This is a genomic window from Wolbachia endosymbiont of Encarsia formosa (genome assembly GCF_039540065.1).
Lineage (GTDB): Bacteria > Pseudomonadota > Alphaproteobacteria > Rickettsiales > Anaplasmataceae > Wolbachia.
Genome location: NZ_CP154278.1, coordinates 554,276 through 572,797 on the forward strand (window position 1 = coordinate 554,276; position 18,522 = coordinate 572,797).

An 18,522-nucleotide genomic window follows, 5' to 3' on the forward strand; every position below is an offset into this window, starting at 1 on the left:
AAAAGGTGAGCTACTGATCTTTCACTTAAATAACAGTTGTACAAAGGATCTATTACATACTTGCTGTAAGAAATTTTAATTGTTGACATACCTAGTTAATAATACGGTCTATTCTTTTTTAACCTGAGTGCAATTGCATCTTCCCAAACTTCACCATTACGCAACAACTTTTCTTTATTGTACATTAGCTCCTCTCTTGTTTCAGTAGAAAATTCAAAGTTAGGACCCTCCACAATTGCATCAACTGGACATGCCTCTTGGCAAAATCCGCAGTATATGCATTTTGTCATGTCAATATCATAGCGCGTGGTGCGACGACTACCGTCTTCTCTTTTCTCTGCTTCAATAACTATTGCTTGAGCAGGGCAGATAACTTCGCATAATTTACAAGCTATGCATCGTTCTTCACCGTTTGGATACCTACGCAACGCATGCTCACCACGAAACCTTGGACTTAAAGGGCCCTTCTCCATAGGATACCTTAAAGTAACCTTTGACTTAAACATATATTTTAATGTAATAACAAACCCTTTAATTAACTCTACAAAAGACCAATACCAAGCTAATTTCTTAAGCATAAAATATTTAAAATCTATGTTGATAATTATAAATCATATTATCAGTTTTCAAAATAAATATTTTCACCTGAGTGACCTTTACAGTTTTTTATATAATGTATTTATTAATATGATATTACTATAAACTAGCAAGATGGATAAAAATTTTGAATATTTTCAAATTAGGTATTTTGGTTTCTTAAATTGCTAAGTAGTTTATATAAATGACAAACACAAATGAAACTATTTTCGCTTTATCGACCCTATTGGGTAAGTCAGGAGTTGCAGTAATCAGAATTTCAGGCAACTACGCGCTTAAAGCTTTAAATCATTTTCATATTAAGAAAGAAATTAAACCAAGATTTGCTACTTTAGTTGATCTATATGATGATTCCAATCAATTGATAGATAATGGAATAATCATCTATTTCCCTGCTCCAAACAGTTTCACTGGCGAGGACGTTATAGAGTTACAAGTGCATGGAAGCAAGGCAGTCATAAAAATCATCTTGGAGGAATTATCAAAAATTTTTGTTATGGCCAGGCCTGGAGAATTCTCACTTAGGGCTTTTCTAAATGGTAAATTTGACTTAACGCAAATAGAAGGGATTGCAGACTTAATTGATGCTGAGACGAAAATGCAAGCTAAACAAGCGATTAAGCAGATATCGGGAGAATTGGAGAGACTATACAGCAATTGGAGACAAAGATTAATAACGATACAATCCAAAATCGAAGCATATATAGACTTTCCAGAGGACATTTGGGCAGAAAAAAGTGAATTGAAAAAAATTAATAATGAAGTGCAATCTCTCGTGCAGTTGATACAAGAGCATTTAAATGATAATAGACGGGGCGAAAGGTTGCGTGAGGGCTTACATATTGTAATAACTGGTGAACCAAATGTCGGTAAATCAACTCTGTTTAATTTCTTAGCCAAGCGTGATATTGCTATTGTTTCTGAATATGCAGGCACAACAAGAGACGTGCTTGAAGCTCATATTGACATTGGCGGATACCCAATCATTCTCTCTGATACTGCTGGAATTCGTGAGAGTTCAGACCCGATAGAATCAGAAGGCATAAGTCGAGCAAAAAAGAGGTCTTTTGAAGCTGATCTAAGAATAGAACTATTTCCTTTTGAACAACGTTATAATATCAATTGCAACGTTGTAAATAGCGATACTATTTATGTATTGAGCAAAGCTGACGATGCAATTAATGACAGAAATATACTGATTGGCGGTGTAGATTTTCTACATATTTCTATTTTAAAGGAAATAGGTACAAACAAGTTGATCTCTCTCATAAAAAAGAAGGCAGAGGAAAAATTTGGGCATGATAGAGACACTCCTGTGATTACTCGGCAAAGGCATAGGAGTCACATGCAGAAAGCACTGGAACATTTACAACGTTTTAATATCGATAATCCAATTGAGTTGATATCTGAAGACTTGAGGCTTGCTGCATTTGAACTTGGTGCAGTGATTGGAATTATTAATGTTGAGGAAATATTGGACAGTATATTTAGCAACTTTTGCGTGGGCAAGTAAAGCTTTTATAGATTGCTTAAAATCAAATATTGTGATAGAAAAGAAATGGACGGATGGCCGAGCGGTTTAAGGCACCAGTCTTGAAAACTGACGTACGTGATGAGCGTACCATGGGTTCGAATCCCATTCCGTCCGCACATCATCTCGCTACGATAGCTGATTTTTAGAGCTTATTTGGACTATGTGGTTCATAACTCTGGAAATCTTATCTAATCTAGCCACATCTTTTAAAAATACATCCCTTTGTAAATTGACCTTGTTAGCAAAGAAAGCTAATATCTATAAATAGATCACCATCTGAATATGGAAACCGATATCGTAATAATAGGTGCAGGGCCTGTTGGAATATTCACTGCTTTTCAAGTGGGAATGCTTGATATGAGATGTCATATAATAGATGTTTTGGATCAAGCAGGAGGACAATGCACAGCTCTTTACCCAGAAAAGCCAATATATGATATACCTGGTTATCCTGTAATTACTGCCCAAAAATTAATTGAGCAATTAATGGAGCAAGCTTCACCATTTGAGCCTGTTTACCATTTAAGTAAAAAAGTGGAAAAGATTTCGAATAACGGAAGTGAAAACTTTACTGTCATAACGAGCATAGGTACAGAGGTAAAATGTAAAGCTGTTATTGTTGCTGCAGGTAACGGAATGTTTGAACCTAACCGTCCACCCTTAAGTGGTATATTAGAATATGAAAATCAATCTGTATTTTACAGTGTAAATAAAATTTCTGATTTTCAGGACAAAACTATAGTCATTGCAGGGGGGGGTGATTCTGCAGCTGATTGGACTGTAGAACTTTCTAAAGTTGCAAAGAAAATTTATGTGATACATAGAAGAAAGGAATTTCGCTGCACTCCTGAAACTAGAAATAAATTAGAATCACTTGAAAATGATGGAAAGATAGAACTGGTAGTGCCATATCAATTACACAAACTAGCAGGAAGTAATGGGCAGTTGAGCGCAGTGATAGTAAAAAACATTGCTTCTAAGGAAGAAAAAGAAATATCCGCTGATTTTTTGCTGCCATTTTTTGGATTGTCAATGAATCTTGGGCCAATAAACAATTGGGGTATAGAGTTAGAACATGGCAGCATAGTTGTTGATCCGACTACCTTAAAAACCAGTAGAGATAGAATATACGCAATCGGAGATATAGCTACTTATGCCGGTAAACTAAAGTTGATACTAAATGGTTTTGCTGAGAGCGCCATGGCTTGTTATGACATATACAAAGTAATCCACAACTCTCCAGTCAATTTTCAATATTCAACTTCAAAGGGAATTCATGGAAATAAAGAGTAAGGACATTCATGAGCCTGCATGCAGTTACCTCAAGCATAAGTGAATACAAAGGAAAAAGATTACTTTAAAGATTCTCCCAACTCCCTTATTATGATAATAAGAGTATTTATCCTTGTTTTTGACCTGCAGGCTCAATGACAAAATTCAGTAAAAAAAACTCAGATATTTATTGGCAAATTACACAAAAATTATAGCGGCTACATGTTTTTTAAATTTTTTCTACTTCAGCCAAAACACGCTTGTTAGCACATTATCAATTTACATTATTATAGGGTCAAAACTCGTCACACGGGGATTCTTTTGCCTTTTTTCTTCATTTGGTAAGTTTCTTAATACTTGTAACTAAAGCTTAAGGCCAGCACTTGATGCTGGAATCCAGAAATCTTTTGAGCACAAAAGTTATGCTAGGTTTTTGTTGGTAAGAAACCAGTGTCAGCTACTCGGATGACACCAAAGGGGCACTTGGATAGAGGCTACTTGAATAACACCATCATAAGGTGAACCAGTGTCAAGCACTGGAATGACAAGGAAAGGGCTACTTGGATGACAAGAAAAAGGACGCTGAGATGACACCAAAGAGGCTGACACCACCATAAAGTAAATTCCACTAACACTATAGGAGACTAACATGAACTTTTTAAAATTTATCGAACTATGCTTTCAAACGGTAATGCCGTGGTGTGAGTATAACAATTATCAGTATGTAAAAGTTATAGCAGACAGGCTTGAAGCAGCAAGTGTTGGCGAAGTGAAGCGAATAATATTCAATATGCCTCCGCGCTCGATGAAGTCTATGTGCGTGAGTGTTGCATGGCCCGCATGGATACTTGGTAATCAGCCAACCGCAAGAATAATAGTTGCAAGTTATTCTCAGCGGCTTAGCGAAAAGCATTCGCTCGACACCAGGTGCGTAATGCAATCTAGTTGGTATAAAGCGCTATTTTCAGAGGTAGAACTATGCAAAGACCAGAACACTAAATACAAATTTCAAACAGTACAGAGAGGATGCAGGATTGCAACGTCAGTTGGAGGAACATTGACTGGTGAAGGTGGAGATTTTATCGTCGTGTATGATCCACTGAGTTCCTCTCAAGCTTTGAGCGAGACGTTTAGAAAACGTGCCACAAATTGGTTTGATCAGACTTTAGTAACTAGGCTCAATAATAGAAAAAAAGGAGTTATTGTTGTTGTAATGCACAGACTACATCAGGAGGATTTAACCGGGCATCTTCTTTCCAAACCGAAAAATATATGGCATCACGTTTGTTTGCCAATGATTTCTGAAAATAAGGAGATTATCTATTCAATCAAAAGATCAATTATCCCTTCTCCTGTTCCTATTATTCAAGTAACTACAAATGAGTGCAAAAGCTCAACAGGCGCTACATCTTCAAGGATTTTATACTTAAAAAAGGAAGGTAAGCTGCTATATCCCCTAGATGGAGGAGAAATTGAAATGATAAAGGCTGAACTTGGGAGCTATGCTTTTGCTGCTCAATATCAACAAAGTCCTCTACCGCTTTCAAGTGGTATAATTAAGCAAGAGTGGTTAAAACGCTATAGAAATTTTCCTGACAATCTCTCACATATAACACAAAGCTGGGATACTGCAGTTTCAACAGGAGATTCAAGTGGCTTTAGTGTCTGCACTACCTGGACAAAGGTAGATAATAAGTTTTATTTACTAGATGTGTATCGTGCAAAGCTTGAGTATCCAAAACTTAAAGAACAAGTTCTATCACTAGCTGCAAGTTGGAAGCCACACGCAATTCTAATCGAAGCAAAGACAAGCGGTCAACAATTGATTCAAGAGCTAAAGGCAATACCTATTATCGGAATAGTGCCTCATAACAGTAAAATCGCTCGATTACACCAGATTGTTCCGATAATAGAATCTGGCAAGGTTTTTCTGCCGCATCAAGCAACATGGCTCAGCGATTTTGAGTATGAAATTTTAATGTTCCCAGAAACCCGCCATGACGATCAAGTAGACAGCACTGTGCAATATCTTCAGTGGATGAGAGATAGTAGTTCTCGAACCGCAGCTATACGGACATTGTGATTCAAGAGGCAATAATTTGCTACCCACAATTTCGATTATAAGCTCATTTAAAATAAATATTGATTTCTTATATTAATTATTTAAAAATTAAAATAAATTATTTAAGATTAGGGTAAAAATTATGACAATAAATTATCAGCAGTGGCGGGAAGTATTAAGTACGGTTAATAGTGATAATAAATTAGATAAAAGGAACGTAATTGAAAAAGTAAAAGAAGAGCTAAAGGCAAGCAATGAAGAGGTATTTAAACAGTGGGAAGAGAGTAATTTTTATGTAAATTATAAATTTGAAGTTGGAGATAATGAATTCACATTATTACATTTAACTGCTAAGTTAGGCTATACGAGCTTGACAAAGGCTTTAATAGTAACAAAAGGGATAGATGTTAATATAAAAGATAAGAATAAAAAGACACCTTTACATTTAGCTGCTGAAAATGATTATAAAGAGGTAGTAGATGCTCTGTTGGAAAAAGATGAAATCAGGATTAATGAACAAGAAGATAAGGAGGGATGGACACCTTTACATTTAGCTCTTATGAATGGCCATGCAGACGTGGTAGAATCTCTCGTAAGAAACGGTGCGAATGTTAATATAAAAGATGACTATAGAGTGACACCTTCATCTTTGGCTATTCAAAGAGATTATGTATTTACTCCGCCAAAAAAACGTGAAGGCTCCTATGTTAATGTGAAAAATCATGCTAGAACTGCTTCTAGGAATTTAACTAAAGAGGAAAAACAACGCACATCAGCAATTGCGAAAGGTTTTTTTGCCGGTAGTGCAACTGCATTATCAGGTGTTTTAATAGCGAAAGCACTTTCTGCAACTGGAATAGTTACAGTTGAGTCAAAACCCTCTACACCAATAGCAGTGGCTAAAACTGCAGCTATAGCGCTAGTAGTTGGCAGTGCTGTATATGCATTGTCAAAACCTGATACTCAAGTTGATAAACCAGTCTTAACAAATGGACAGCAAGAAGCTGCTAGCGCTGGTAGGTTTGCCTAGCGCGTATTCGACCTAAACACTGATCATAGGGAATGACATTACAGGGACACTGGAATAACGTAGGAGAGAGCGCTGGCAACGTTAGTTTAGGCAAGATTATATCTTGAAAAAATTAAGCTTTAGTGCTACTAAATGTTGTAACTTCTATGCTGAAACCTTACTATGAATGTGGAAAAAATACGCAATGCTAAAATAAAATTACCGATATTCCTTGATTATCAATCTACTACTAAGGTAGATCCTCGCGTTTTAGAGGTGATGATACCTTATTTTGGTGAGTTTAGTAATGCACACTCTCGTAGTCATTCATTTGGTTGGACAGCTGAGGAAGCAGTAGAAAAAGCAAGGAAGTACATTGCTGATTTAGTGAATGCAGACAGCAAAGAAATCGTCTTTACCTCGGGCGCAACCGAATCAAATAACATGGCTATCAAAGGTGTTGCTCATTTTTATAAGAATAAGGGAAATCATATAATAACTGTCTGCACGGAGCATAAGTGCGTTTTAGATTCTTGTCGACATCTGGAAAATGAAGGCTTTAAAGTTACATATTTGTCCGTTAAGCAAAACGGAATTATAGATTTGTTGAAACTTGAGGAGGCAATCACTGATAAAACAATTCTGATTTCAGTGATGATGGCAAATAATGAAATCGGAGTAATGCAGCCTGTCAAAGAAATTGGTGCAATATGTAGAAAGCATAATATATTTTTTCATACAGACGCTGCTCAAAGCTTTGGAAAAGTTCCAATAGACGTAAATGAAATGAACATTGATCTTATAAGCCTTTCTAGCCATAAAATTTATGGACCTATGGGAATAGGTGCATTATATGTCCGCAGAAAAAATCCTCGTGTTAGGTTGACACCACTAATTAGTGGTGGTGGACAGGAGAGAGGCATGCGCTCTGGAACAGTTCCTACTCCCCTTGCAGTTGGTTTTGGTGAAGCGGCACGTATCGCTAAAGAAGAAATGGGAACAGAAGCAAGTAAATTAGAGGAACTGAGAGATATTTTGTACAATAAAATAAAAGAGGCATTTCCTGATGTTGTTCTAAATGGTGATTATGGAAATAGGATTCCCGGTAACCTTAACTTGAGTTTTCCTTATGTTGAGGGTGAGTCTCTTATCATGGCAATCAAGGATTTAGCAGTAAGCTCTGGTTCTGCATGCACATCTGCATCTCTTGAGACTTCTTATGTCATAAGATCACTAAACAATGGCCATGATCTTGAGCATTCATCAATTAGATTTGGCCTTGGCCGATTCACAACTAAAGATGAAGTTCTATACGCGGCAGATCTTGTTACTAAAAATGTTGGACGGCTAAGAGAGATGAGCCCACTTTTGGAAATGGTACAAGAGGGAATAGATTTAAGCACCGTAAAATGGGATTCTCATTGAAGAATAAGACGTTAGCCATTAGCAGAGTGATGGTTGTCTAAGCTCTTTCTATGGATGAAATCGGAAGCTTAGCTTTAAGTACTTTGTAGATGCTACGGAACTAAGTAGCAACCCTATACATATCAAGCTCGCAGCAGTTGTGCTGCCACCATAGGATAGAAATGGTAGTGGGTCACCTATTATAGGTAAGAGACCTATTGTCATTCCAATGTTTATAAAGAAATGAGCGCTAAAAAAGGCAAAAATTCCTATAGATATTAACTTAGAAAAGTAATTTTTTGACCTGTAAGCGATGGAGAGTATTATAGCAAGCAATGTAGTATAGAGTAAAACCAAAGTCATGCTACCTAAGAATCCCCATTCCTCACCAAGTACCGCGAAAGCGAAATCTGTGCGTTTCTCTGGCAAAAATCCAAGTTGAGTTTGACTACCATTAACAAACCCCTTACCAAACAAACCTCCTGAACCAATAGCTATTTGAGATTGCTGTGCATTATAACCTATTCCAAGTGGATCTACTGATGAATCCAAAAATGATAATATCCTTTGCTTGTGATAAGGGCGCAAAAAAGGCCAAATAGCTGGTATTGCGAAAATGCCAAGCGTTCCAAAAATTATTAAATGAGGTCTTTCCATTATTGCTGTAAATATAATTGATGCTCCTATAAACAACATTATTACAGCTGTGCCTAAATTAGGTTGCTTCAATACAAGGAATACAGGTAAAAAAATAACTATAAGTGGCTTAAATAAGCTTTGAAATTTCATCATTTTATACACACTTTGTTTACTAAAATAACAAGCAAGTGCAAGTATTAAGCCTACTTTTGCAAATTCTGATGGTTGCAAACTAATGGATCCAACTCTTATCCATCTTGTTGCACCCATTATATGTGAGCCAAAAAAATTTACTGCTAACAGCGCAATTACTGCTGCTATATAAAAAAAATAAGCGTACTTCAAATAAAAATCTAGTTCTATAAATGACATAGCTATAGCAAGCAGAAAGAAGAAAGAGAATATGACCAATTGATGAATTGCAAATGGAGTCCACTTTCCTCCAGCAGAAGAATATTGCACAACAATGCCAACGCAAAACAGAGCTATTACGTTAATGAATAATAATAAGTGAATCTTCTTCAGCTTATCCACAGCAAAAACTTTACAGACTTTGAGATACAATAAAACATAAGAAAATCAAAAAGCAAATTTATTAATTACCAACCGAATTGGACTACTATATATCCCAGTTATTACCGTTAAAATTGCCATAAATAATAGACAAAATAGCATAAGCAATGGTACCTCATTAAGTGTCATTCCAGCGTTTGATGCTGTACTGTTTTCAAAATATATTTTCTCAACCATTCTCCACATATGTATTAGTGCAAGAAAAGAGCCAGCAGCAAAAACTATAAGGGAAATCCATGCATGAGATTCTATAATTGCTTTCATCATATACCACTTACTTACAAAGCCATTTGTCAAGGGTACACCGATTAATGCTAAACTAAGTAGAGTAAATGCAAGTGTTGTATAGGGCATTGACTTTTTTAGTCCTGATAAATTCTCTATTTTTGTCATACCAACCTTATAAGAAATACACCCTGCAGTCATGAATAAAGACGTTTTTATCATGCTATGATTTACTATGTGAAGAACTGCTGAAAACAAACCTGCTTTTGAATTTAAACCCAGCATTAAAATTATATAGCCAATCTGACTGATACTGGAGTGAGCAAACAGTCTTTTTATATCTTTTTCGATTATTGCAGATATTGATCCAAATACAACAGCACAAAGCGCAAGGATGATCATCACGTTGCTTAGTGGTAAGAAAAAATTTTGCTGGAAAACAGTGTAAAAGATTCTGATAAAAACATACATCATCACTTTGGTTACTGTGCCTGAAAAGAATATGCTAATGAAACTAGGTGCTTCACTATAAGCATTAACCAACCATTTACTGAGTGGAAAGAGTGCCATCTTAATTGAGAGACCAACAAAAATGAACAATGTACCAAGTCTTATGATGTTATTATCATATAATGGCACTATCCTTTCAGCCATGTCAAGCATGTTGAGCGTTCCTGTCATAGAGTATAAAAGCCCGATGCCAAACAAGTAAAATGTTGCTCCTAGAGTACCACTAATGAGGTATTCAAATGCTGCAACTAAAGCTTTCTTATCCCTTCCCATTGAAACTAAAACATAAGAAGAAAGAGATGAAATTTCTAAAAAGACATAAAGATTGAATATGTCATTTGTGACTAAAATCCCAAGTAATCCACTTAGGCACAGTAGAAATAGAGAGTAAAAACCAGTGATTTTGTTTTTGCTAATCTCCTTTTCATTAATATGAAAGCTATAAAGCACACTAATCAGCGCTATAAAATTCACCAAAGTTAGAATCAAGGAGTTCAACATGTCGATTCTCAACTCTATTCCGTATGGAGGAGCCCAATCTCCAAGATAATAAGTTATAATTTCACCATTGTATGTTTTCACTAGCAACGTTAATGAAATAAAGAAAGTAGCTGTCGTTGTAAAAAAAGAGATAAACCAGGATACCCTATGTTTTTTGGTAAGAAAGCAGAACATCGATGCAATTATTGGTATAATAACTTGTAGAATTGGTAATTGCATTAAACTGTTGTTAATACATCGTTAAAGTATTAGTATATATAATACTTTTTGTTTTAATACCTTTATGTTATCTAAAATTTATAATTCAGTAACAAACTTATTAAGGAGAAAAGGTAAACTTATAGGTAGAGATGAAAACGGAAATTCTTACTATGAATCAAGTAAAGGAAAAAGACGGGTAATATATGACAATGTTTCTGAGCCTACAACAATTCCTCCAGCATGGCATATATGGCTGCATTATACTGATAATGCAGTACCAGTGAATAATAACAAAAGAAAAATTCCTAATTTAACAGGTACAAAAGATGCATACTACCCAAACCAAAAGGTGAAAAATTACTATGAAAGATGGAATCCTAATAACTAAAGATGCGAAGGTCAAATATACTTGAAATAACTGCTGGTTCATTTGTATTAATTTTTACTGTTTTTCTTATCTTCTTCGCTATTGATAAATTATCTTACATAAAGAAAAACTATAAGGATTGTTATAAAATACATGGCCTTTTTACTGATGCTAACGGTGTAGGAGTTGGTGATAGTGTCAAGATCTCTGGTGTGGAAGTCGGAAGCATAACTGGTGTATCACTCGACAAAGCTACCTACATAGCACGAATCGACATGTGTATAAGTAGGGATATAAAACTCCCAGTTGATAGCTCAGCCCTAATCACTAGCAGTGGAGTTGTTGGTAGTAAATTTGTTAATATATCACCTGGCGCAGATCCCAAATTAATTTCACACGGTGGTAAGATAGCACACACTCAAGCTGAAGCAAATATGGGCGGAATAATGGATAAAATTATTGGCATGTTTACAAGGTGAGAATAAGAACACATAAGCCAACTTGGCCTATGCACAATTAAGGGATTTTTCTATCAATAGCTTGAAGTTGTTCAGCGTTTGAATTATCAAGATTTCTGCTAGGTTTTACATTCCTAATCATCTCAACAAATGCTTGTACTTTCAGTATAGGAGTGTTTTTTCTTACGTCACTTATATCTATCAAGTCAATTAGAGATATTTGTGATTTTTTTCTAAAATCCTCTTTATGAACGTCAAAAAAATTTCTGATATCAGTAAACGTCATATCTTTGAAGCTATATTGATAATGTTCTGACAAAGGATCAAGTAGTAGCTTATTATTATGTAGAAATATTTTTCTTCCTATGTCATCAGCTTTGTTGATTAAAATGTCAGCATATTTTGAATACCGTTCTTTTAAAATCTCTTTGAATTCCTTATTTAAATCTCTACCAATAAATTTGTTTCTTATATATTCGCTTTCTTCCCACATTTTAACTATCACATTAATGTTACTTTCTCTCAGAAAGGTATATAGCACACTATTCTCTTTCTTGAGCTTTGACACTTCTTTGTTAAATTTTGAAAACCACCTTGGTAAATTCTGCAAGAAATTGTTATTTCTTCCTCTCCAGAACCTCACTAACTCATCCATAAATTGAATATTTCGCTGATTGATAAACAACCCAGCAGCTTTTAGTTTTGTAATGTGAACTATCATCAATTTTATATCTGCACTAATACCAAATTAATTAACCAAATAAGAAGCATTGCAGAGTTGTTTAACCGTGGAAGGGGAAAGAGAGGTAATAAATTTACACAAAGCACATTCAAGCAGAACAATTGTATCGTAGATTTTATTGCGTAAAATGTTCTGTTTTATATATAACCAAAACCTCTCAACAGGATTGAGGTCTCACTTTTACCCACAAATAAAAAAGTGAGTAAAATGGATACCAAATAAATTTGGGATTAAAATGAGTGAAGTAAGTACAAATGTGCAATATACTGATGGCTTAGGGGATAAATGGCTGGAAAGAGAGTTAAAACACGTTAATTTAGGAAATACAAGACTTAATAAGAGACTTATTAAAACAGGATATTGTATAGAGGGTAAGGCGTCTGGATCAATTAATCAAAGCTGTAGTGGATGGAAAGAAGCTAAGGGTGCATACAGATTATTTAGCAATGAAAAGCTTAAGGATAAGGAAATTTATTCTTCCCATTACAAAGAAACTATGGAGAGAATGAAAGGAAATCAGTTTGTTTTTTCAGTTCAAGATACAAGTTATTTGGATTTTGACTCTCATATAAAAACCAAGAGGCTAGGTAGTATTTCTAAAGCTTATACGAAGAATAAAATGGGTTTACTGTTGCACAGTGCCTTAATAGTCAGCAAAGGAAGGATTGCCTTTAGGTCTATCTTCTCAACAATGTTGGGCACGTTCTATTAGGGAAAAAGAAAAGGCACAAGAAAAAGCAAACAGGAAATACCGTACCTCCATAGAAGAAAAAGAAAGTTATAAGTGGATAACAGCTCTCAAAGAAAGCATAAACAACCTTCCTGCAAATGTACAACTTGTTACCCTTGGTGATAGAGAGGCAGATATCTTCAAATTTTTATGGATCACTGAGACATTAGGTAGTTTTTATGTAATCCGTAATCGAACTAATAGAAGATTTATCTGTACTGAAATTGGAAAAACAGATTTGCAAACACGCATCACTCAACTGCCAGTAAAGAAGAAAATTTCTCTATAAGTTAATAAAGATAGAAACCAAAGATCAAGGAAAGCTAATATTGAAGTTAAGTATATGAAAGGCTATATACCTATCAGATCTTCTTCAATTTATGGATCAAAAGACACAGTGCATAAAATAAGTGATAAAATCCCTGTATATGTGGTAAGTGCAAAAGAAACAAATCCTCCTGAAGGATTGGAAGCTATTGATTGGACTTTGCTGACTAATGTACCAGTTAATAGCACTTTAGATGCTATAGAAAGGATAAATTGGTATAAGCTAAGATGGAAAATTGAGGAGTATTTCAGGGTTTTAAAATCAGGATGTAAAATATAAAGCTCTCGTTTAACTAGAAAGGAAAGGCTACAGAAATTAATTGCTATAAAGAGCATTATTGCATTTAAAATTTTATATTTAACAAAAGTCGCTTTATCAAATCCCATGGAAACCTGTACTAAAATTTTAAGCAATGAAGAGTGGAAGGCCCTTTTCATACGTGAGCATAAAGTAGCTACATTGCCAGAAGAACCTCCAAAAATAAAACAAGCTATTATTTGGTTAGGAAAATTAGGTGGATTTATGAATAGAAAAAGTGATAATTTACCAGGGGCTATGACTCTATGGCGGGGCTATGAAAATCTTAAGGAGAGCATAGTTATGCTTCACATCATGACCTCTCAAAATTGTGGGTAAAAGTGAGTGTTAAAATCTGGAGAATACGGAGGCAGATATAAAATTTCTGCACCAACCCCTTTAGCAAATCTTATTAGACTTATGAAAAGTAGCATTATCAAGGATAACAGTTTGTCCAGGTTCCAAAATCGGTGTCAGAAAGTGCTCAAACCATTTATTAAAGATATCCATATTGCAGTGGCCTTCAAAGGTTAACGGAGCAATTATTTTTCTTCGACTTAAGGCTGAACCATGCTGATTCGTTGAGTTTTCTTGCCAGATTTTAGGGCATAAAACCGCTGTCCTTTCTGGCAATATCCATAGGGGTAGTCTTCAGTGTTATCAATGCCAGACTCATCTATATACACTAATTCTTTAGGTTCTTTTGTCGCTATAACATTTGCAAATTGAGCTCGCTTTTCCTCATTTCTTTCTTTGTATCCGTAGATCTTTTTTTTCTTGTAAATCCTATATTTTAAGTGCTCGATGAATTGTTTGTCTACTAATATTGCCCCAAAGCCTAGCCATCTCTGACTGAGTTTTGCTACCTTGTTCATTTGCAAATTCGGCAAATGCATTCCAGTCGTTAATTTTATGGTTATAGCCCACGCTTCCAGGCTTTTTTGACTGAAAATCTCCCGTTTTCTCACGTCTTTTCTTCCACTCATATAAAGTTGTTTTTCCGATCTTAAATCTCTTGGCAACAGTTTCTCCACTCTCCCCTTCATCCAACGCTTCCATTACCTTTTTCCTTAAGTCATAACTATATGCTACTGGCATCCTTACCTTCACTACTATAAATCTACATCTTACTCTTTTTGGACTATTATGGGAAGCGCTATAATTTTCAGCACAAAATAAAAGCATTATATGCAGATAGGGCATGCGATAGGCACAAACTTTATAAATTGTGTAAGAAATACGATATAAAGACAAAAGTTCTACCAAAAAAGGACGCAGCAGAACATTCAAAAATAGATTATATGTCTGACAGAAATGCTGCTATTAGGTTAATAAAATTATATGGACAAGATGGTCTAAAAGAGTGGAAAAAGGAAGCAATTTATGGAAAAAGATCTTACATAGAAGGATTTTTCTCAAGGTTGAAGCAAGTATTTGTTTAGGAATAAATCTGAAGTAAATCGTGAAAAAGAATTACTAATTAAGTGCTATTTGCTTAACAAATTCACTGATATTGGTATGGCTAAATTTGAAATCATTACATAAATTTGTCGTAAACCATCACTGCTTAAGGTGCTATGCAACAAAGCCCACTGGGATCCAGCCTTTACTTACCAACAAAAACTTAGCATAACTTTCATGCTCAAAAAATTCCTGAATTCCAACATCAAGTGCTGGAATGATACCGTCATACCTGTTGGAATATGGATGTAGCCTTACCTCACACTCCTGTCATCCCAGTATCTTTATTTTTCATTCAAGTAGCTGACACTGGGATCCAGGAAATTTGATTGGATATTAAGTTTATGAGCATAGAAGCAGCTAATTTTATGTTAAAACACAACATTTTTGATGAGGCTGTATTAAGAGATGGATCCCAGTGTCAGCTACTTGAATGACACCTTTGCTATCTTCAAAAATGAATGCTCGTACAGTTGTGTGTCAGCTACTTACATAACGCCTCTCTAAAATTACTTTAGTTACAAATATTAAGAAATTTACTAAACGAAGAAAAAAGGCAAAAGAATCCCCGTGTGACGAGTTTTAATAATTTAGATTGGCGTTGTAATAATGTGCTAACAAGCACGATTTGGCTGAATGTAGAAAAAATAAAAAAACATACAGCCGCTATAATTTTTGTGTAATTTGCCAATAAATATCTGAATTTTGTCATTGAGCCTGCAGGTCAAAAACAATGATAAATACTCTTAGTATCATAGTAAAGGGAATGACGAAATTTGTAAAGTAGTTTTTACTCAAATGACGCCCAGGCAAAAACTATATGGTTATGCAAAAACCTATTTTTAAAACTGTTAATGTAATATAGAAAAAACCTCACCTTCATTAATAATAGATTACTTACCAATCGGATAATCACCAGTGAAACAAGCATCGCAATATTGCGGTGTAGCGTTGTTACGTTTTTCTTCTTTAACAGCCCTGTATAGTCCATTAATACTCAAGAAGGCTAGGCTATTTACTCCTATAATTTCCTTAATTTCCTCTACAGATTTATTTGCAGCAATTAAATCTTTGCACTCTGGCGTATCTATTCCATAAAAACAAGAATGCTTAATTGGTGGGCTTGAAATTTTGAGGTGAATCTCTTTTACTTCCGCATCCTTTAGCATAACTATTATATTTCTGAGCGTACTACCACGCACTATACTATCATCTATTAAAATTATGTTTTTGCCTTTCAAAGTGTGCTTATTAGAATTGAATTTTAATTTTATTCTAACTTTACGTACTTCAGCGGTGGGTTGTATAAAAGTTCTTCCTATGTAATGATTACGAATTATCCCCAGTTCCATAGGTAATCCTGAATGCTTTGCATATCCAATAGCTGCAGGTATTCCAGAATCAGGTATTGGTACAACCATATCTACATTGTTTTTTGGTGGGCTCTCTTCTGCAAGTATTCTTCCTATTTCTTTTCTTATATCATATATGGACCTCTTCTCCATTATGCTGTCTGGTCTCGAGAAGTAAACGTATTCAAAAATACAAAAACTTGATTTTTGCTGTGGGAAAGGAAACATTGAGGCTAGCTTACTATCCGAACTGATGGTAACTAATTCGCCTGGTTCTATTTCTCTAATAAACTCTGCATTTATTATATCAAGAGCACAAGTTTCAGATGCAAGAACGTAAGAACCGTTTAACTTTCCTAAAACAAGAGGCCTGATTCCAGATGGATCACGTACTCCAATAACTACTTCTTGATTGATTGCCACAAAAGAATAAGCACCTTGTATTTGCTTTAATGCATATATAAAACTCTCTAAAAAGCTATCTTTTTCACTGCTTGCTGTCAGATGCACTACTACTTCTGTATCAATATCTGACTGAAAAACGCACTCTTGTTTAATTAATTGTTCGCGTATCGGAGAAATATTAATTAAATTACCATTATGTGCTATGGCAAAATCCCCAAATTTGCCACTTTTGCCAAACATGGGCTGCACTCCAAATTTACTACCACTTGTTGAGTATCGAACATGACCTATTGCACAATCCCCAGGTAAGGATTTCTTTATTTCATCTATATCATCAAATACACTGCTCACTTGGCCTTGAAAGTGATAAGAGTGCAGCTTATCGTTGTTACTGGTTACTACGCCAAAAGACTCTTGACCTCTATGCTGCAAAGCGTGGAGAGCAAGTATAGAGTTAAAAGCAGCACTTTGGTTGTAACTTATGCCAAATACCCCGCACTCCTCATGTACTTCATCAAGCATGAAAAATATTAAATAAAGCCTGATTGTACTTTAGTAGAGGCAAAGTACAAGAATTTTATTTGTTAATCCCTTTCAAAGTTGAAGCTTTCTACGGTAGTTTTGATGTATACCAGAAAGTAGGTTATATGCAATTAACCAATTTTGAGATTTTTGACAATTTTTTATCACTGAAGAGAAAAAGATATTTTTATTGACTTATCTATGTATTGAAGTAACCACTAAAAAGTTTTAGTGGTTATGGTATATAATATTTCTAAGCAAGTAGGTAAACAAGGTGAAAGTAATCTTATTTTAGAGCCTGAACAGTTCTCTAACAGCTTCTTCAATAGTCAACAGAGTAGTTCATCAAATCCAAAATTACCGACTATAAGTCGTAAAGATAGGCATATGGATTTAATCAAGAAAAGGTACGCAAAAAACAAAGATGTTGCAGAATATCTAAGAAGTTATGACTTTATTAAAAGAGAAGAAGAATTGTCAATAATTTATCTTTTTGAGCGAGACTCATCTTCTACGAAATTGCAAATACCATTGACTACAGATGAACAAATTCTAGTTAAAAAATTTTGTGATGAGATGATAAAAGGTATAACAGAACACGATGAGCAAGAAAGCGTTTTAAAGTACATGGAACGCATAATAGAGGGTTATTTAAATCAAGGAATAAGATTAAACTCATATTACGGTAAGGATAATAAGACTGTAACATATTTTATATTTGAAAAAATGGAAGAATTAATTAATCGCTTTCATGAAAATCCACACAATTCAACTACAAAAAATATCATACAAAAGATCACTCGTAATTTAGTGTTAAAAGGTGGGGTAGAAAAAGGAGTTATCTTTTTATAGCGATATTGAAGGTGGATATTACGGCTCTAATTATTTAAATGATCTTAACGAACAATGTAAGAGTAAGAAAGAAATGCTAGAGGGTCTAGCATATGAAGGTATTGTGAAAGAAAATAACAAGCAAATTGATAAATATGATCTTGAAGTAGAAGTAGATAATAAATATTTTTATATTAAGTATCCACAAGGTAGTATTGTTGAAACTGCGAGAACTTTAAATAATGAAAAAGCTAAGGATTTAGAAGTTGGCATATTTCAGATTGAGGAAAGTATAGTAAAAGTTGAAATTATAGAAGATGGAAAAAGAAATTACACAGATATCTTAAAAGGTGGTATTGAAATATTTTTTACTACTAAAATAGGAGAGATTAGTATTTATCTAAGGAAAGATGGTAACAAAATGGTAGTAGAAATTGATGAGAAAAGCTAAATAAGGTTTAGCAAGTTAGAAAACAAATAAAGCTTTGGAGGGAATTGTCTT

At 34.7% G+C, this 18,522-nt stretch carries 19 protein-coding genes, 1 tRNA gene and 2 pseudogenes; 15 read left to right on the plus strand and 7 right to left on the minus strand.

Annotated features, from left to right (window positions below):
* Positions 1 to 95: 95 nt before the first annotated feature.
* Entirely contained in the window at positions 96 to 578 is a 483-nt protein-coding gene (nuoI, locus tag AAE962_RS02930; protein ID WP_343289507.1) for an NADH-quinone oxidoreductase subunit NuoI, read from the minus strand.
* Positions 579 to 781: 203 nt separating this feature from the next.
* Between nuoI and mnmE the strand changes: the two genes are divergently transcribed.
* From mnmE to AAE962_RS02960, 6 genes are all read left to right on the plus strand, one after another.
* Positions 782 to 2,110 (plus strand): tRNA uridine-5-carboxymethylaminomethyl(34) synthesis GTPase MnmE, encoded by a 1,329-nt coding sequence (gene mnmE, locus AAE962_RS02935; protein ID WP_343289508.1) that lies wholly within the window; start codon positions 782 to 784, stop codon positions 2,108 to 2,110.
* A 47-nt stretch (positions 2,111 to 2,157) separates the two neighbouring features.
* Positions 2,158 to 2,245: transfer RNA gene (locus AAE962_RS02940), tRNA-Ser, on the plus strand.
* Positions 2,246 to 2,413: 168 nt separating this feature from the next.
* Positions 2,414 to 3,424 (plus strand): NAD(P)/FAD-dependent oxidoreductase, encoded by a 1,011-nt coding sequence (locus tag AAE962_RS02945; protein WP_343289509.1) that lies wholly within the window; start codon positions 2,414 to 2,416, stop codon positions 3,422 to 3,424.
* Between the two features lie 628 nt (positions 3,425 to 4,052).
* Positions 4,053 to 5,486: a phage terminase large subunit gene (gene terL / locus AAE962_RS02950; protein ID WP_343289510.1), complete on the plus strand. Its 1,434-nt coding sequence runs from the start codon at positions 4,053 to 4,055 to the stop codon at positions 5,484 to 5,486.
* Positions 5,487 to 5,607: 121 nt separating this feature from the next.
* Positions 5,608 to 6,495: an ankyrin repeat domain-containing protein gene (locus tag AAE962_RS02955; protein WP_343289511.1), complete on the plus strand. Its 888-nt coding sequence runs from the start codon at positions 5,608 to 5,610 to the stop codon at positions 6,493 to 6,495.
* 162 nt (positions 6,496 to 6,657) lie between these two features.
* Positions 6,658 to 7,899 (plus strand): IscS subfamily cysteine desulfurase, encoded by a 1,242-nt coding sequence (locus AAE962_RS02960; RefSeq protein ID WP_343289512.1) that lies wholly within the window; start codon positions 6,658 to 6,660, stop codon positions 7,897 to 7,899.
* 48 nt (positions 7,900 to 7,947) lie between these two features.
* Here the strand turns inward: AAE962_RS02960 and rodA are convergent, their stop codons facing one another.
* On the minus strand, positions 7,948 to 9,051 hold the full coding sequence (gene rodA, locus AAE962_RS02965) for a rod shape-determining protein RodA (RefSeq protein WP_343289513.1): 1,104 nt from the start codon (positions 9,049 to 9,051) through the stop codon (positions 7,948 to 7,950).
* Positions 9,052 to 9,096: 45 nt separating this feature from the next.
* Positions 9,097 to 10,545, minus strand: a complete 1,449-nt coding sequence (locus AAE962_RS02970; protein ID WP_343289514.1) for a proton-conducting transporter membrane subunit — start codon at positions 10,543 to 10,545, stop codon at positions 9,097 to 9,099.
* A gap of 64 nt (positions 10,546 to 10,609) precedes the next feature.
* Between AAE962_RS02970 and AAE962_RS02975 the strand changes: the two genes are divergently transcribed.
* A complete protein-coding gene (locus tag AAE962_RS02975) occupies positions 10,610 to 10,915 on the plus strand; it encodes an NADH-ubiquinone oxidoreductase subunit NDUFA12 family protein (RefSeq protein ID WP_343289515.1) in 306 nt (101 codons plus the stop codon).
* Positions 10,916 to 10,917: 2 nt separating this feature from the next.
* The gene (gene mlaD, locus AAE962_RS02980; RefSeq protein ID WP_343289516.1) at positions 10,918 to 11,373 is read left to right on the plus strand and encodes an outer membrane lipid asymmetry maintenance protein MlaD; all 456 of its coding nucleotides are present in this window, start codon (positions 10,918 to 10,920) and stop codon (positions 11,371 to 11,373) included.
* Between the two features lie 37 nt (positions 11,374 to 11,410).
* On the opposite strand, the gene AAE962_RS02985 is transcribed toward mlaD, so the two are convergent.
* Together AAE962_RS02985 and AAE962_RS02990 are read right to left on the minus strand one after the other, a co-directional pair.
* A complete protein-coding gene (locus AAE962_RS02985; protein WP_343289517.1) occupies positions 11,411 to 12,076 on the minus strand; it encodes a hypothetical protein in 666 nt (221 codons plus the stop codon).
* 24 nt (positions 12,077 to 12,100) lie between these two features.
* Positions 12,101 to 12,268 (minus strand): annotated as a pseudogene (locus tag AAE962_RS02990) (IS630 family transposase); the annotation flags it as partial.
* A 61-nt stretch (positions 12,269 to 12,329) separates the two neighbouring features.
* Here AAE962_RS02990 and AAE962_RS02995 point away from each other — a divergent pair.
* The 4 genes from AAE962_RS02995 (at position 12,330) to AAE962_RS06735 (ending at position 13,788) form a co-directional block, all read left to right on the plus strand.
* Entirely contained in the window at positions 12,330 to 12,806 is a 477-nt protein-coding gene (locus AAE962_RS02995; RefSeq protein ID WP_343288676.1) for a transposase DNA-binding-containing protein, read from the plus strand.
* Positions 12,760 to 13,113 (plus strand): hypothetical protein, encoded by a 354-nt coding sequence (locus AAE962_RS03000; protein WP_343288677.1) that lies wholly within the window; start codon positions 12,760 to 12,762, stop codon positions 13,111 to 13,113. Before AAE962_RS02995 ends, AAE962_RS03000 begins: the two co-directional genes overlap by 47 nt.
* 54 nt (positions 13,114 to 13,167) lie before the next feature.
* The gene (locus AAE962_RS03005; RefSeq protein WP_343288678.1) at positions 13,168 to 13,431 is read left to right on the plus strand and encodes a hypothetical protein; all 264 of its coding nucleotides are present in this window, start codon (positions 13,168 to 13,170) and stop codon (positions 13,429 to 13,431) included.
* A 105-nt stretch (positions 13,432 to 13,536) separates the two neighbouring features.
* Positions 13,537 to 13,788: an IS4 family transposase gene (locus AAE962_RS06735; protein ID WP_343288679.1), complete on the plus strand. Its 252-nt coding sequence runs from the start codon at positions 13,537 to 13,539 to the stop codon at positions 13,786 to 13,788.
* A gap of 8 nt (positions 13,789 to 13,796) precedes the next feature.
* On the opposite strand, the pseudogene AAE962_RS03015 reads toward AAE962_RS06735, so the two are convergent.
* A pseudogene (locus AAE962_RS03015) lies at positions 13,797 to 14,547 on the minus strand (IS630 family transposase); the annotation flags it as partial.
* A 38-nt stretch (positions 14,548 to 14,585) separates the two neighbouring features.
* On the opposite strand from AAE962_RS03015, the gene AAE962_RS03020 reads away from it, so the two are divergent.
* Positions 14,586 to 14,891, plus strand: coding sequence for a transposase (locus tag AAE962_RS03020; RefSeq protein WP_343289518.1), 306 nt, complete (start codon positions 14,586 to 14,588; stop codon positions 14,889 to 14,891).
* Positions 14,892 to 15,803: 912 nt separating this feature from the next.
* Here AAE962_RS03020 and purF read toward each other — a convergent pair.
* Positions 15,804 to 17,189, minus strand: a complete 1,386-nt coding sequence (gene purF, locus AAE962_RS03025; RefSeq protein WP_343289519.1) for an amidophosphoribosyltransferase — start codon at positions 17,187 to 17,189, stop codon at positions 15,804 to 15,806.
* A 237-nt stretch (positions 17,190 to 17,426) separates the two neighbouring features.
* Here purF and AAE962_RS03030 point away from each other — a divergent pair, with 237 nt between their 5' ends.
* Together AAE962_RS03030 and AAE962_RS03035 are read left to right on the plus strand one after the other, a co-directional pair.
* Positions 17,427 to 18,041, plus strand: coding sequence for a hypothetical protein (locus AAE962_RS03030; RefSeq protein ID WP_343289520.1), 615 nt, complete (start codon positions 17,427 to 17,429; stop codon positions 18,039 to 18,041).
* 73 nt (positions 18,042 to 18,114) lie between these two features.
* Positions 18,115 to 18,471, plus strand: coding sequence for a hypothetical protein (locus AAE962_RS03035; RefSeq protein WP_343289521.1), 357 nt, complete (start codon positions 18,115 to 18,117; stop codon positions 18,469 to 18,471).
* The last annotated feature ends 51 nt before the right edge of the window (positions 18,472 to 18,522 follow it).

Bases quoted from the DNA above. Each gene is read 5' to 3' on its own strand.
- nuoI (WP_343289507.1), bottom strand. From the start codon at position 578: ATGCTTAAGAAATTAGCTTGGTATTGGTCTTTTGTAGAGTTAATTAAA.
- mnmE (WP_343289508.1), top strand. From the start codon at position 782: ATGACAAACACAAATGAAACTATTTTCGCTTTATCGACCCTATTGGGT.
- AAE962_RS02945 (WP_343289509.1), top strand. From the start codon at position 2,414: ATGGAAACCGATATCGTAATAATAGGTGCAGGGCCTGTTGGAATATTC.
- terL (WP_343289510.1), top strand. From the start codon at position 4,053: ATGAACTTTTTAAAATTTATCGAACTATGCTTTCAAACGGTAATGCCG.
- AAE962_RS02955 (WP_343289511.1), top strand. From the start codon at position 5,608: ATGACAATAAATTATCAGCAGTGGCGGGAAGTATTAAGTACGGTTAAT.
- AAE962_RS02960 (WP_343289512.1), top strand. From the start codon at position 6,658: ATGAATGTGGAAAAAATACGCAATGCTAAAATAAAATTACCGATATTC.
- AAE962_RS02970 (WP_343289514.1), bottom strand. From the start codon at position 10,545: ATGCAATTACCAATTCTACAAGTTATTATACCAATAATTGCATCGATG.
- AAE962_RS02975 (WP_343289515.1), top strand. From the start codon at position 10,610: ATGTTATCTAAAATTTATAATTCAGTAACAAACTTATTAAGGAGAAAA.
- mlaD (WP_343289516.1), top strand. From the start codon at position 10,918: ATGCGAAGGTCAAATATACTTGAAATAACTGCTGGTTCATTTGTATTA.
- AAE962_RS02995 (WP_343288676.1), top strand. From the start codon at position 12,330: ATGAGTGAAGTAAGTACAAATGTGCAATATACTGATGGCTTAGGGGAT.
- AAE962_RS03005 (WP_343288678.1), top strand. From the start codon at position 13,168: ATGAAAGGCTATATACCTATCAGATCTTCTTCAATTTATGGATCAAAA.
- AAE962_RS06735 (WP_343288679.1), top strand. From the start codon at position 13,537: ATGGAAACCTGTACTAAAATTTTAAGCAATGAAGAGTGGAAGGCCCTT.
- purF (WP_343289519.1), bottom strand. From the start codon at position 17,189: ATGCTTGATGAAGTACATGAGGAGTGCGGGGTATTTGGCATAAGTTAC.
- AAE962_RS03030 (WP_343289520.1), top strand. From the start codon at position 17,427: ATGGTATATAATATTTCTAAGCAAGTAGGTAAACAAGGTGAAAGTAAT.
- AAE962_RS03035 (WP_343289521.1), top strand. From the start codon at position 18,115: ATGCTAGAGGGTCTAGCATATGAAGGTATTGTGAAAGAAAATAACAAG.